15 protein-coding genes are annotated in these 13,879 nt (G+C 51.2%); 7 read left to right on the plus strand and 8 right to left on the minus strand.

Annotation, left to right across the window (positions count from 1 at the left end; all coding sequences use genetic code 11):
- Positions 1-14 precede the first annotated feature (14 nt).
- Positions 15-809 carry a methyltransferase gene (locus DBY95_RS07760; RefSeq protein WP_107723937.1) on the plus strand — a complete coding sequence of 265 codons (795 nt, stop codon included), beginning with the start codon at positions 15-17 and terminating at the stop codon, positions 807-809.
- Between the two features lie 145 nt (positions 810-954).
- Here DBY95_RS07760 and DBY95_RS07765 read toward each other — a convergent pair whose 3' ends face one another.
- From DBY95_RS07765 to DBY95_RS07775, 3 genes are all read right to left on the minus strand, one after another.
- Positions 955-1,203, minus strand: coding sequence for a BolA family protein (locus DBY95_RS07765; RefSeq protein ID WP_003686612.1), 249 nt, complete (start codon positions 1,201-1,203; stop codon positions 955-957).
- A gap of 126 nt (positions 1,204-1,329) precedes the next feature.
- Positions 1,330-1,659 (minus strand): FKBP-type peptidyl-prolyl cis-trans isomerase, encoded by a 330-nt coding sequence (locus DBY95_RS07770; RefSeq protein ID WP_094192864.1) that lies wholly within the window; start codon positions 1,657-1,659, stop codon positions 1,330-1,332.
- 138 nt (positions 1,660-1,797) lie between these two features.
- Positions 1,798-2,973 (minus strand): cytochrome-c peroxidase, encoded by a 1,176-nt coding sequence (locus tag DBY95_RS07775; RefSeq protein ID WP_107723938.1) that lies wholly within the window; start codon positions 2,971-2,973, stop codon positions 1,798-1,800.
- Between the two features lie 395 nt (positions 2,974-3,368).
- Between DBY95_RS07775 and efeU the strand changes: the two genes are divergently transcribed.
- The 3 genes from efeU to efeB all read left to right on the plus strand — a co-directional run bounded on the left by efeU (position 3,369) and on the right by efeB (position 6,772).
- On the plus strand, positions 3,369-4,193 hold the full coding sequence (gene efeU / locus DBY95_RS07780; protein ID WP_036492490.1) for an iron uptake transporter permease EfeU: 825 nt from the start codon (positions 3,369-3,371) through the stop codon (positions 4,191-4,193).
- Positions 4,194-4,205: 12 nt separating this feature from the next.
- A complete protein-coding gene (efeO, locus tag DBY95_RS07785) occupies positions 4,206-5,372 on the plus strand; it encodes an iron uptake system protein EfeO (RefSeq protein ID WP_049333129.1) in 1,167 nt (388 codons plus the stop codon).
- A gap of 134 nt (positions 5,373-5,506) precedes the next feature.
- On the plus strand, positions 5,507-6,772 hold the full coding sequence (gene efeB, locus DBY95_RS07790; RefSeq protein ID WP_049333131.1) for an iron uptake transporter deferrochelatase/peroxidase subunit: 1,266 nt from the start codon (positions 5,507-5,509) through the stop codon (positions 6,770-6,772).
- A gap of 75 nt (positions 6,773-6,847) precedes the next feature.
- Here efeB and DBY95_RS10615 read toward each other — a convergent pair whose 3' ends face one another.
- The 5 genes from DBY95_RS10615 to DBY95_RS07815 form a co-directional block, all read right to left on the minus strand.
- Complete coding sequence (locus DBY95_RS10615; protein WP_199903868.1) at positions 6,848-7,930, minus strand: hypothetical protein; 1,083 nt, start codon at positions 7,928-7,930, stop codon at positions 6,848-6,850.
- A gap of 33 nt (positions 7,931-7,963) precedes the next feature.
- Positions 7,964-8,641, minus strand: a complete 678-nt coding sequence (locus DBY95_RS07800; protein ID WP_107723939.1) for a hypothetical protein — start codon at positions 8,639-8,641, stop codon at positions 7,964-7,966.
- A 135-nt stretch (positions 8,642-8,776) separates the two neighbouring features.
- Complete coding sequence (locus DBY95_RS07805) at positions 8,777-9,244, minus strand: CinA family protein (protein ID WP_070695222.1); 468 nt, start codon at positions 9,242-9,244, stop codon at positions 8,777-8,779.
- Positions 9,245-9,320: 76 nt separating this feature from the next.
- Positions 9,321-10,166, minus strand: a complete 846-nt coding sequence (locus tag DBY95_RS07810) for a mechanosensitive ion channel family protein (RefSeq protein WP_070587831.1) — start codon at positions 10,164-10,166, stop codon at positions 9,321-9,323.
- A gap of 111 nt (positions 10,167-10,277) precedes the next feature.
- On the minus strand, positions 10,278-11,279 hold the full coding sequence (locus tag DBY95_RS07815; protein ID WP_107723940.1) for a thiamine ABC transporter substrate-binding protein: 1,002 nt from the start codon (positions 11,277-11,279) through the stop codon (positions 10,278-10,280).
- Between the two features lie 64 nt (positions 11,280-11,343).
- On the opposite strand from DBY95_RS07815, the gene DBY95_RS07820 reads away from it, so the two are divergent.
- The 3 genes from DBY95_RS07820 (at position 11,344) to glmU (ending at position 13,766) form a co-directional block, all read left to right on the plus strand.
- The gene (locus DBY95_RS07820; RefSeq protein WP_107723941.1) at positions 11,344-11,991 is read left to right on the plus strand and encodes a pyrimidine 5'-nucleotidase; all 648 of its coding nucleotides are present in this window, start codon (positions 11,344-11,346) and stop codon (positions 11,989-11,991) included.
- A gap of 61 nt (positions 11,992-12,052) precedes the next feature.
- The gene (locus DBY95_RS07825; RefSeq protein WP_049323028.1) at positions 12,053-12,328 is read left to right on the plus strand and encodes a membrane lipoprotein lipid attachment site-containing protein; all 276 of its coding nucleotides are present in this window, start codon (positions 12,053-12,055) and stop codon (positions 12,326-12,328) included.
- A 64-nt stretch (positions 12,329-12,392) separates the two neighbouring features.
- Complete coding sequence (gene glmU / locus DBY95_RS07830) at positions 12,393-13,766, plus strand: bifunctional UDP-N-acetylglucosamine diphosphorylase/glucosamine-1-phosphate N-acetyltransferase GlmU (RefSeq protein ID WP_107723942.1); 1,374 nt, start codon at positions 12,393-12,395, stop codon at positions 13,764-13,766.
- The last annotated feature ends 113 nt before the right edge of the window (positions 13,767-13,879 follow it).

Consider the following 13,879-nt stretch of genomic DNA (forward strand, 5'->3'; position numbering starts at 1 on the left):
TGACACGACCCACCATGACCGAACAAGACAAACGCTGGCAAATTCACCGCCATCTCGCCCAAGACACCGACGAGCGCCTGCAGCTGGTCCGCAATGCACCCAAACGCATCATGCTGATTGGTGCCGATGCCGACATCAGCCGCAGCCTGCTGGCCGCGCGTTATCCCGACGCCGTGTTTGAAGAATACGATCCGAATGCCGACTTTTTGAAAACCGCCGCCGCCGCGCGCAAAGGCGGTTTCTGGCAGAAGCTGACCGGCAAAACCATTCCGCAACATTGCCAAGCCCTGACCGCGCCATTACCTGAAGCAGCCGCCGATATGCTGTGGGCCAACCTCAGCCTCAGCCGCGCCGACGATATTTTGCCGGTATTGAAAAACTGGGCCGCTGCTTTGAAAACCGACGGATTATTGTTTTTCACGCACTTTGGCCGCGACAGCCTGAGCGAGCTGACAGGCCGTCTGAACCATGAAGGCATCGAATGCGAAGCGCCCACACTGATTGATATGCACGACTTGGGCGATATGCTCGCCGACAACGGCTTTTACGATCCGGTGACCGACACGGCCAAGCTGGAGTTGAGCTATAAAAAAGCCGGGACGTTTTGGCAGGACATGGAAACCTTGGGATTGTGGAATGCGTTGAAGTTCAGCAATCCGCAAGCGGCAAAGGAATGTGTGGATAAGATTTTTGCCAACGAAGGCCGTCTGAACATCACGCTTGAAACCGTGTACGGCCATGCCGTGAAAAAATTGGTGTTGCCGCAAGGGGAGAACGTGGTGCAGTTTTTCCCGAAACGGCAGGACTAGTTTGGCGGTTGTACCGGTAAGGTTTACACAGCGATTGCGTGTTGTCGAATGCGGTTTGTCGTTTGTATCGATTGCCTGCGCTGTTTAATATGTATGAAAAAGGTCGTCTGAAAAGTTTTCAGACGGCCTTTTGTTTGATTTCAAATTAAGCCTGTTTGGCCGCCCATTCGGCCGGCGTGGCGGCAACGGAAATCGACAGCGCGTGCAATTCGTTGCTTTCGAGTTGCGGCTTGAGGCCGTCTTTAATCAGGCGGTGGCGGGCGAGGCGGGCTTTGCCTTCAAATGAGGAGGAAACGATTACGGCGAAGAAGTGATGGCCGTCGCCTTCGACTTCGACGTGTTCGCAAGGGGTAACGCCTTCAATCAGGGTTTTGACTTGTTCGGGTAAAAGCATGGGGGTTCCTTGGGAAATGGTTTGCTTGTAAAAGAGGACATTATACCGAATCTTGATAAAAACAGGCCGTCTGAAAAACCAAACTTCGGGTTTCAGACGGCCTCGGTCTTTTGAAGCGTCAAATGCTTATTCGTACACTTTCAGCAGCTCGACTTCAAAAATCAAAGTTGCGTGCGGAGGAATCACGCCGCCGGCACCGTGTGCGCCATAGCCCATTTCGGAAGGAATGGTCAGCTTGCGTTTGCCGCCTTCTTTCATGCCGCCGAAGCCTTCGTCCCAACCTTTAATCACTTGGCCGACGCCCAGAGTGATGGTCAGCGGTTGACGGCGGTCGAGGCTGGAGTCGAATTTGGTACCGTCTTCCAACCAGCCGGTGTAATGTACGGTGATTTCTTTGCCTTTGACGGCTTCTTTGCCGTGGCCTTCTTGCAAGTCTTCAATAATCAGGCTCATGATGTTCCTTTCGGATGTATGGTGAAAATCGGCTCAAGATTACCATATTGTGTGGAATCGTGAAACAAAGGCGCCCATATGGCCGGCAACAAAAAGGCCGTCTGAAACGGATTTTCAGACGGCCTTGTTTTATGCTAACCCTTATTTGTTGTCAGGTTGGGATTTGACATCGTGGGAGACGGGCAGCTCAGGCATGGTTCGGGCAGACTCCGGAACATTGCCGGAAAGGGCTTTCAAGAAGGCAACGATGTTTTCAGTGTCTTCCGGAGCCAGGGTTTTACCCAATTGAGCTTTCGCCATGATGTTGACGGCTTTATCCAATTCCCAAACGCTGCCGTTGTGGAAGTATGGATAGGTACGTTCAACGTTTCTCAAGCCGGGAACACGGAAGAAGAATTCGTCTTCGGCTTTTTTGGTTACGTCCGCACGGCCTTTGTCGTGTTTAGGATCGTCGATGTGTTTCCAGTAAGGACCATCCACCAAACCGAATTTTTGGAACATGGCACCGCCCAAGTTGACGCCGTTGTGACAAGCGATACAGCCGTTGTCCATAAATGCGCGTACGCCTTTGCGTTCTTGTTCGCTCAGGGCAGATACGTTGCCTTTCAGGTAGTCGTCCCAACGGGTCGGAGTCAGCAGGGTACGTTCAAACGCGCCCAATGCGGTGGTGATGTTTTTGAAGGAAACCGCGCCGTCTTCAGGGAATGCGGCTTTGAATTTTTCTTGGTATTCAGGGATACCGGCGATTTTGGCGGCGGCATCGGCTTCGGTAGCGTTGGCCATTTCAACAGGGTTGAGCAATGGGCCGCCGGCTTGTTCTTCCACATCGGCGGCACGGCCGTCCCAGAATTGGCTGCCCAACAAGGCGGCATTCAGAGCAGTTGGGGAGTTACGGCCACCGAATTGGCTTTTGTGACCCGCGCTGGTCGGCATGTTGTCTACGCCGGCAGTTGCCAAGTTGTGGCAAGAGTTACAGCTGACGGTGTTGCCTTTGGACAGGCGGTTTTCGTACCAAAGTTGTTGGCCGAGTTTGACCTGTTCTTCGGTAAACGGACGAACTTTTTGCATTTCGGCTAAGTCAGGCAAAGGTTTGAACGTAGCTTGCGCGCGTTCCAACAGGGCTTTGTCTTCGGCAGAAACATCGGCAGAATTTTGAGGGGCCGAAACAGCGGCGGTGCTTGCGGCAGCATCGGCACCGCTCGCGGCAGAAGCTGCTTGAGGGGTTTCGGTTGTTTGAGCCGTTTTCTCGCCGCAGGCGGTCAGCGCGGCAGAAACGGCCAAAGCCAAAGCGATTTGGTGGAGTTTTAAACGTGGCATAGGAGGGTTCCTTTGTTATGCGTTTGTTATGTCATGGATTGCTGATTGCACCAGCAATATGCCAACTATAAAAGATAAGGCGGTTTTAATTTTTTTTGTAAATCAACCTTTTAAATTTGATAAATTCTGAAAATATCACTGATAGGGAAATTTATACTATGGAACTTTTTTATTATTTATTTACAATTGCTTAGATAAATTAAGGCCGTCTGAAAAAATAAAATTCAGACGGCCTTATTCAGACGGCCTTTTAGTTTTTATTGATTACGTCCGTTATTTTATTTTAAAAAATCTTAATAAATATGGGGTTATTAAAAAATAAAAATAATTTGCGTTATTAAGCATAAAGCGTTATAAATGCGTTAACAAATGAACATTTCACTTTAGAGTTTTTTATGCTGATTGCTTTATTGATTATGCTGCGCGAGGGCATCGAAGCCGCCCTGATCGTCGGCATTGTTGCCAGTTTTTTGAAACAGTCGGGACACAGCGAGCTGATGCCGAAGGTTTGGCTGGGCGTGTTTTTGGCTTCGGTCATGTGTTTGGGTATTGGTTACGGCATTCATTCCGCTACCGGCGAGATTCCGCAAAAAGAACAGGAATTGGTGGTCGGCGCCATCGGCCTGGTGGCTGTGGCGATGCTGACGTACATGATTTTGTGGATGAAGAAGGCCGCGCGTTCGATGAAACAGCATCTTCAGGATTCTGTTCAGTCGGCCTTAAACCGCGGCAGCGGCCAGGGTTGGGCCTTGGTCGGCATGGCGTTTTTGGCTGTGGCGCGCGAAGGTTTGGAGAGTGTGTTTTTCCTGCTGGCCGTGTTCCAGCAAAGCCCGACGTGGTCTATGCCGATAGGCGCGGTGTTGGGTCTGTTGGTGGCGGTTGTCATCGGTACGCTGATTTATCAGGGCGGTATGCGCCTGAACTTGGCGAAGTTTTTCCGTTGGACGGGCGCGTTTTTGATTGTGGTAGCGGCCGGTCTGTTGGCCGGTTCATTTCGCGCGCTGCATGAGGCCGGCGTATGGAATGTGATGCAGGATATTGCTTTCGACACATCGAAATATTTGCATGAAGACAGCCCTTTAGGCGTGCTGCTCGGCGGTTTCTTCGGTTATACCGACCACCCGACCGAAGGCGAAGTCCTGATTTGGCTGCTGTATCTGGTTCCCGTCATGATTTGGTTTTTGCGCGGCAGTGCGCCGGCAAAAACGTTAACTAAATAAAAAGGAATGAAAATGAAAAAATTCAATCTAACTGCTTTGTCCGTAATGTTGGCTCTGGGTTTGACCGCGTGTCAGCCGCCTGAAGCCGAAAAAGCCGCGCCTGCCGCTTCAGGCGCATCCGCTGCCGCCAATGCCGACGGTTCGGTCAATATCGGCGTGAACGATACTGCCTGCGAACCGATGGAATTGACCGTCCCCAGCGGCCAAGTCGTGTTCAACATTAAAAACGACAGCGGCCGCAAGCTGGAATGGGAAATTCTGAAAGGCGTGATGGTGGTGGACGAGCGTGAAAACATCGCCCCGGGTTTATCCGACAAAATGACCGTTACCCTGCTGCCGGGCGAATACGAAATGACTTGCGGCCTGTTGACTAATCCGCGCGGTAAGCTGATTGTTACCGACAGCGGCTTCAAAGACACTGCCAACGAAGCGGATTTGGAAAAACTGTCCCAACCGCTCGCCGACTATAAAGCTTACGTTCAAGGCGAGGTTAAAGAGCTGGTGGCGAAAACCAAAACCTTTACCGAAGCCGTTAAAGCCGGCGACATTGAAAAGGCCAAATCCCTGTTTGCCGCCACCCGCGTCCATTACGAACGTATCGAACCGATTGCCGAGCTTTTCAGCGAACTCGACCCCGTCATCGATGCGCGTGAAGACGACTTCAAAGACGGTGCGAAAGATGCCGGATTTACCGGCTTCCACCGTATCGAACACGCCCTTTGGGTAGAAAAAGACGTATCCGGCGTGAAGGAAATTGCAGCGAAACTGATGACCGATGTTGAAGCCCTGCAAAAAGAAATCGACGCATTGGCATTCCCTCCAGGCAAAGTGGTCGGCGGCGCGTCCGAACTGATTGAAGAAGTGGCCGGCAGCAAAATCAGCGGCGAAGAAGACCGTTACAGCCATACCGACTTGAGCGACTTCCAAGCCAATGTGGAAGGCTCCAAAAAAATCGTTGATTTGTTCCGTCCGCTGATCGAAGCCAAAGACAAAGCGTTGTTGGAAAAAACCGATGCCAACTTCAAACAGGTTGAAGACATTTTGGCGAAATACAAAAAACAAGACGGCTTCGAGCTGTACGACAAACTGAGCGAAGAAGACCGCAAAGCCCTGCAGGCGCCGATTAATGCCTTGGCAGAAGATTTGGCCAAACTGCGCGGCATTTTGGGTTTGAAATAAGATAACGCGTTTTCAGACGGCCTTTGGATATTGAAAGGCCGTCTGAATCTTATTGTCGCCCACACAAATATGCTTGAAAACCGACCTTACTTCACACGATTGCAATCTTTCCGTTCTCTGCCAAGGAGCAGACCATGAGCCAAAACAAACAACCGGCACAACCCGAAAAACGAACCCTTTTCAAAACTGCCCTTGCCGCCGGTGCCATCGGCGTTGCCGGTTATTTTGCCGGTAAAAAACAAGGCGAAACCGCCGCCGAAACCCAAAACAACCAACATTCCGAGCTGGCCTATCCGTGTTATGGCGAGCATCAGGCAGGCATCGTTACGCCACACCAGCTCTTCGGCATCATGTGTGCCTTTGACGTTACCGCCAAAGACGCCAAACAACTTGAAAACCTGTTCCGCGCCCTGACCGCCCGCATCGAATTTCTCACCCAAGGCGGCGAATACCAAGACGGCGATGACAAGCTCCCGCCTGCGGGCAGCGGCATCCTCGGCAAACAATTCCGCCCCGATGGGTTGACGGTTACCGTCGGCGTCGGCAGCAGCCTCTTTGACGACCGCTTCGGCCTCAAAGACAAAAAGCCGAAACACCTGCAGGAAATGCGCGACTTCCCCAACGACAAACTCCAAAAATCTTGGTGCGACGGCGACCTCAGCCTGCAAATTTGCGCATTCTCCCCCGAAACCTGCCAAGCCGCCCTGCGCGACATCATCAAAAACACCGCCCAGTTTGCCGTGATCCGTTGGAGCATAGACGGTTGGCTCCCTAAAGCCGAACCCGGCGCCATTGCCGCGCGCAACCTTTTAGGCTTCCGCGACGGTTCCGGTAATCCAAAAGTCGAAGATCCCAAAGTCGCCGATCAAGTCCTGTGGACGGGCGTTGCCGCCAACAGCTTGGACGAACCGGCATGGGCGAAAAACGGCAGCTATCAGGCCGTCCGCCTCATCCGCCACTTTGTCGAGTTTTGGGACCGCACCCCGATGCAGGAACAAACCGATATTTTCGGCCGGCGCAAATACAGCGGCGCGCCCATGGACGGTAAAAAAGAGGGCGACACCGCCGATTTTGCCAAAGACCCCGACGGCAAAATCACGCCCAAAGACAGCCATATGCGCCTTGCCAACCCGCGCGATCCGGAGTTCATGAAAAAACACCTGCTCTACCGCCGCGCCTTCAACTATTCGCGCGGCCTTGCCGCCAACGGCCAGCTCGATGTCGGCCTGATTTTCATCTGCTATCAGGCCAACCTTGCCGACGGCTTCATCTTCGTGCAAAACCTGCTCAACGGCGAGCCTCTGGAGGAATACATCAGCCCGTTTGGCGGCGGCTATTTCTTCGTCCTGCCGGGTGTCGAAAAAGGCAGCTTCCTCGGCAAAGAGCTTTTGGGCGTATAAATCTGCCGATGGTTTAAATAGATAATAAAAAGGCCGTCTGAAACCTGATTTCCAGATTTCAGACGGCCTTTTTAGTTAAGAAAGCATCATTCCACGTGATTGGGATTGCACGATTTGTTTTTGTTGCTCCTCATATTCAATTCGTTGTGCCGTTTGCTGAATTTGGCTCAGGCTTTCCTCTACCGGCGTCTTAGCCGCTTCCCACATATCTACAGAAGCCATTATTAATCCGGGGGCTCTGTGTCCGACCGAGACTTTCCCATTATCGTTAATATTGAATAAAGACACGTCCTGCATATTGTTTGGATAGTATGCGGAGGTTAATGACATAGCAATTTTATCTACATCATTTTTATCATAGGCAATATTTTTCTTATCACAGAAGTCAGTAAAAGCCTGTTTACACTGATGGAAGATGGCCTGGGCAGTTTTAGGCATATCGTTGATTTTTAGAATATCCCCATCGATGCTAACCTGTGCGTATTGATGCCCTTGTTCGCGTTGATTTTCAGTTAAAATGTATCGTTGGGTAAAAGTTCTCTCAGGCATTAGCTTGTGTACATTTTCCATTAACTCATCGATATTTTTTCCTGCAGGATAACGGGAAATGGTATTCGGGATCTTTTCAAATTCGGGAATATTGCCCAATACTTTGGTTGCCGCTTTTTTGGAAGTATTAATCGTACCGATTTTCTGGCCGTTCCTGTATAAATCTTTGCTGTGAGTGGAATAAACGTTGCTGGCATTTAATGCGGCATAGACGAAATCGATGCAGCTTCGGCTGTTCCAGTTGTAGATATCTGAATTAAAACCATATTTTTTTGGGGTTTCTCCAAAATCTTTAAGTTTGTCATATTGTGCCTGTGTGATGGCTATCGTTTTCCGATACACCTGCTGACTGTAAACTTTATGTTCGTCCTCTTGAACTTTGCCCGGTTTGTCGGGAGAGTACCAATCGAATTTTGCAGAACCGTGCGGCGGTGCAAAACCGTAGGCCTTGATCGTTCGACCACCATCTTCACTAATACCGTAGAAAACATGACCTGGATCGGAGGTTAGTTGCTTGCCATTCTCCATCCAAGGTTTTCCGTCTTTCTCCAGAGGCGTACCTGCGCCTGCCACATAAATTGTCAGGGTGTATTTCTTTTGATTGTTCATAATTTTTCCTTTGGTCAGAATTTCAGGGTTAAATTATTTGTAATACGGTTGGGTATTAACGGACACAGATAGACGGAGTTTAGGATAATTGGGGAAATCTTGAAGCGGTCTAATTTTCAGCCTGTAATAGCCCCCTTTTTCCTGTATCAGAAACCAAGCCATCGCGTTTTCTCGGATACTAAATTCTTCTCCATTAAATGTGTGAGACGAGTGAGCAATAGATTCATCGGCAACAAATTGAGTTTGGTTATTCTTGAATCTAATAGCATTCTCATAATTATTATTAATTTTTGGCAATTCGGCATAATGAATAAAATTATTACTCAAACTTATTTGAGTTTCTTTCTTCCCTTTGTCAAAATGCACTAGAGAAGTTTCAAATTTCAACAACTTGTTTTCAATCAAATAATCATTCATATCCACTCTCTTTTCAACGTCGTAATACTTTTTATCTTCAAGCGGATACATTGCCATAATATAGACCGCATAGTTCGTTTCGAGGGCTTTTGGCTTTTTTTTCAATTTGAAATAAAACACCTGTTCCTTCTTCGGGTCGATAATCAAAGGCTGTTCGAACGGCACCTCGTATACAGGATGTCCGTTAATTTCTTTCGGTACGTCTTTATATGGATCGCCATATTGGGAACAGGCACTTAAAAAAGTTGCAAAAAAGCCTAAAAGAGCTAGTGTATATTTTTTTGTTTTGTTCATTATTTTTCCTTTATATTTTCGGTTGATAGTAAAAAATATGATTAAGTATATACCATTAAAGCTTTAAATATCTTAATTTGTGAAAGGCCGTCTGAAACCTGATTTCCAGATTTCAGACGGCCTGAGTTTTTTCTATCAAACTAAATGTTTCGCCAAGAAAGCCAATGCGTATTCGACGGCTTGCGCCCTTACTGCTTCGCGGTCGCCTGTGAATAGCGCGGTTTGCTCAAACGAGTCTTCGGGCGTGGCCAGGCCGAACCAGACTGTGCCGACCGGTTTGGCCGCGCTGCCGCCGCCAGGGCCGGCGATGCCTGAAATACTCAAGGCGTAATCTGCCTGCGCGACGGCTTTTGCGCCGCGAGCCATTTCATAGACGGTCTCGCGGCTGACCGCGCCGTGTTTCAGCAAGGTGTCGGGCATGACGCCGAGGCGGTCTTGTTTGGCTTGGTTGCTGTATGTGACGAAGCTTTGGTGAAACCACTGCGAGCTGCCGGGAATGGAAGTCAGCGCACCTGCAAGTAGGCCGCCGGTGCAGGACTCGGCGCAGGTAACGGTTTGGCGGCGGCTGGTCAGGTGTTCGGCGATGGTTTGCAGATGGGACATGGCGGCTCCTTATGGAAAAGGGTGGAATGGGGCGGGCGTTTGACCCGCCGGGTTTCAGACGGCCTGAAAGCTGAAATCAGGCTTTCGGCTGAATGAGGTGGACATCACATTGTGGGAACGGGATGTTGATGTTGGCGGCACGCAGGTTTTCAACCACTTGCTCGTTCAGGGCGAATCGGAACGGGCCGAGATTTTCTTCTTGCGTCCACGCCCAAAGGGTAATTTCGATGGCGCTGTCGCCAAGGTTGGTAATGTATACGACGGCAGGTCGTTCTTCGGTTTGAACACACAATGGATGCTCGGTTGCCGCTCTCAATACGGCGGCTTTGGCGGCTTTCAAGTCGCAGGCGTAGTCGACGCCGACAACGACTTGGGCGCGGCACAGGGGCAGGGAGGAGCGGTTGGTGATGCTGTTGGTCATGACCACGCTGTTGGGCAGGACGACTTCTTCGTTGTCCGGCGTACTCAAAGAGGTCTGCACCATTTTGATTTCGCGGACGATACCTTCAAAACCGTTGACACGGATAAAGTCGCCGACTTTAAATGGGCGGAACAGGATAATCAGCGCGCCGGCGGCGAAGTTGGACAGTTGGTCTTTCAAAGACAAAGCCACGGCCAAGCCTGCGCCGCCGATCAAGGCGGTAACGGAAGTGGTCGGGATGCCGAGTTTGCCCAGTGCGGCGATGATGACGAGGATCAGCAGGCCGATGTTGGCGACGTTGCCGAGGAAGCTGACCAGTGTTTTATCGACTTTGGCGCGTGTCAGCGCGGCTTTCATCAGTGTTACCAAGCGTGTGGCGATCCAGCGGCCGATAAAGAAGATGGCTAAGGCGGCCAGCAGGTTGGTACCGAAAGACATGCCGGTTTGGGCGAGTTGTTCCCAACCGGAGAAGGAGGAGAGGACTTGAAGATCGAAATTCATAATTGTGTGTGCGTGTGAAGTTGTTTAAAAGGTCATTGTAAAACAAGGCCGTCTGAAAAACTAATGATTTGTTTTTTCAGACGGCCTTGATGTGTTTTTAAGTTTTTCGGTTTAACGTAAAACGGTTTTGCTCCAACGGCTCACCCATTGTTTTTGTTTGGTGTTGATGTCGGCGCGGTTGGGGGAATCGCTGTGTTTCGGTGTTTGGGCAAACTCGAATACTTTGGGCAGCGGTGTGTTTTTGACTGCCGGATAGACCCACATTTCGGCAGGCAGGGCTTTTTGCACTTCGCCGCTTTGCAGCCAGCTCACCAGTTTGGCCGCCAGCTCGGGTTGTTTTGCGCCTTTCAAAACGGCCGCGCCTTCAACTTGGCGGAATGTGCCGCCTTTGAGGAAGAGGTTGCCGGTGGGCGGGGTGCTGTATTTGCCTTTGGAGTAGTGGACTTCGGCCGCCGGGCTGGTGGCATAGCTGACCACGAGGGGGTAGGCGCCGCCGTTTTGGGTGAAGTCGGTGTAGTAGGCTTCGCTCCAGCCTTTGGCGACTTTCACGCCGTTTTGGCGCATTTGCGCCCACCATTTGAACGCGCCTTCTTCACCCATGCCGCCGATGTTGGCCAAGAGGAAGGAGAGGCCGGGCGAGGATGTGGCGGGAGACGGGGTTACCAGAAGGTTTTTATATTCCGGCTTGGTCAGGTCTTGCAGGGTTTGCGGCAGGGGCAGTTTTTTCTGTTCAAACCATTTTTTGTCGTAGTTGATGGCGACATAGGCGTAATCGACGGCCAGCGCATCGGGCAGGGAAGCGGTTACGGGCGCGGATTTGGGTTGGCTGGCAGCGAGGATGCCGGCGGCTTTGGCTTTGCCGATGTTGGCGTTGTCCAAACCGTAAACCGCATCGGCAATCGGGTTGGCTTTGCTCAAAATCAGCTTATTGAGCATTTCGTTGCCGCTGCCTGCCTTGATGACGGACACTTTGGCATCGTTGGCTTTTTCAAATTGAGCGATGACGGATGGGGGCAGGCTGAAGGATTTGTGTACGGCCAAACGCACTTCGGTTTGGGCGTACAGGTTTGCCGAAGCCAGCAACAGGGCGAGGGCGGACAATTTCAGTTTCATTCTCTTTCCTTTGTACGGGTAAAATACGAAATATCATAACAAAATCTGCATATCAAGGCACGATATGAATCATTCCCCCGTTTGGCTGTTTGACCTCGACAATACTTTGCACAATGCCGAAGCCGGCATTTTCTACATCATCAACCGCGCCATGACCGAATACATGGCAGGCCGTCTGGAGCTTTCCGAAGAAGCCGCCTCCCAACTGCGCCAAGATTATTGGCACCGATACGGTGCGACGCTTGCCGGTTTGCAAATCCACCATCCCGAAGTCGATATCGATGAATTTTTGCGTGAAAGTCACCCGCTTAAGCAAATTTTGGCAAAGGTGGAGGGTATGGATGGAACTGATGACGTTTTAGGCCGTCTGAAAGGGCGAAAAGCCGTATTTTCCAACGGGCCTTCGTTTTATGTCCGTGCATTGGTTGAAGCGTTGGGCTTGGAAGCGCATTTTGACGGCTTGTTCGGCACGGACGACTTCGGCCTGCTCTACAAACCCAATCCACAAGCCTATCTCAACGTCTGCCGCCTGTTGGGCGTCAATCCCGAACAGTGCATCATGGTGGACGACAGCGCCGACAATCTGCACCAAGCCAAAGCCTTGGGCATGAAGACCGTTTGGTACGGTGAAAAAGCCCATCCGTTGCCATTTGCTGACGGCATAGCGAAAGATATGCAGGGCTTGCTTGAATTTTGCACAAAACTGCCGTGAAATTTTTAAAAATCAAGTACAATACACGGTATTGACGACATTTAAAAACAAGGACAACATCATGCGTAAACTCGCTTTAATCCTGACTGCCGCCGCCGTTTTGGCCGGTTGCTCTTGGGAAACCTACACCACCGAATCCGGCCGTACCGCCGTACGCCAAAAATATGCTACCGGCACACCCATCGTTTATCAGGACGGTACTTATTCTAAAAACATGAATTACAACCAGTTTCGCCCAGAGCGCCGCGCCGTCCAATCCAATCAAGCGGAACACGCTGAACGCGGCCAAAACTGGCAAAAACCGCAATTTGCCAACCAACAGCCAGCAACCGAATAACAATATCCCCAAGGCCGTCTGAACTTTTCAGACGGCCTCAAACAACGACAACGGAAACCGTATCATGGCTCAGACAACTTTAAATATCGTCATCCTTGCTGCCGGCAAAGGCACGCGCATGTACTCCAAAATGCCCAAAGTGCTGCACCGCATCGGCGGCCTTCCCATGGTTGAGCGCGTTATCGACACCGCCACTTCCCTGAATCCCCAAAACATCTGCGTCGTCATCGGCCACGGCAAAGAGCAAGTCTTGGACACCGTCAAACGCGACGTCGTTTGGGTTGAACAAACCGAACAGCTCGGTACCGGCCACGCCGTCAAAACCGCCCTGCCGCACCTTTCCGCCGAAGGCCGCACGCTGGTGTTGTACGGCGACGTCCCCCTGATTGACGCTGCCACCCTCGAAACCCTGCTCGAAGCCGCAGGCAACGAAGTCGGCCTGTTGACCGACGTGCCCAACGACCCGACAGGCTTGGGCCGCATCATCCGCGACAGCAACGGCAACGTAACCGCCATTGTCGAAGAAAAAGACGCTGATGCCGCCCAAAAAGCCGTGAAAGAAATCAATACCGGCATTTTGGTTCTGCCCAACGCCAAACTCGAAGCTTGGTTGAACAGCCTTTCCAGCAACAATGCCCAAGGCGAATACTACCTGACCGACCTCATCGCCAAAGCCGTTGCCGACGGCATCAAAGTCCATCCCGTCCAAGTCCGCGCTTCCCATCTGGCCGCCGGCGTGAACAACAAACTCCAACTGGCCGAACTCGAGCGCATTTTCCAAACCGAACAGGCGCAAGAATTGCTCAAAGCAGGCGTAACCCTGCGCGATCCGGCACGTTTCGATTTACGAGGCCGTCTGAAACACGGACAAGATGTCGTGATTGACGTCAACGTCGTCATCGAAGGCGAAGTCGAACTCGGCGACAACGTTGAAATCGGTGCCAACTGCGTGATCAAAAACGCCAAAATCGGTGCCAACACCAAAATCGCCCCATTCTCCCATTTTGAAGGTTGCGAAGTCGGCGAAAACAACCAAATCGGCCCATACGCCCGTTTGCGTCCGCAAGCCAAACTGGCCGACGACGTACACATTGGCAACTTCGTCGAAGTCAAAAACGCCACCATCGGCAACGGCACCAAAGCCAACCACCTCACCTACATCGGTGATGCCGAGATCGGCAGCAAAACCAACTTCGGCGCCGGCACGATTATTGCCAACTACGACGGCGTGAACAAACACAAAACCGTCATCGGCGACGAAGTGCGCATCGGTTCAAACTGCGTACTGGTTGCCCCCGTTACCCTAGGCAACAAAGTAACGACAGGCGCGGGCAGCGCGATTACCCGCAACTGCGAAGACGGCAAACTCGTTCTCGCCCGTTCGCGCCAAACCGTCATCGAAGGCTGGGTGCGTCCGGAAAAAGGCGATAAGAAGTAAGGTTGATCTTTATATTTACTTTCAGACGGCCTTGAGAAACAAAAAGGCCGTCTGAAACTCAGATTTGCCGTTTCAATGAATATAAAACGGCATTTTCCGACTGCCGCTTTCGG

The sequence above is a fragment of the Neisseria subflava genome (assembly GCF_003044935.1).
In the GTDB taxonomy this organism is placed as follows: domain Bacteria; phylum Pseudomonadota; class Gammaproteobacteria; order Burkholderiales; family Neisseriaceae; genus Neisseria; species Neisseria subflava_E.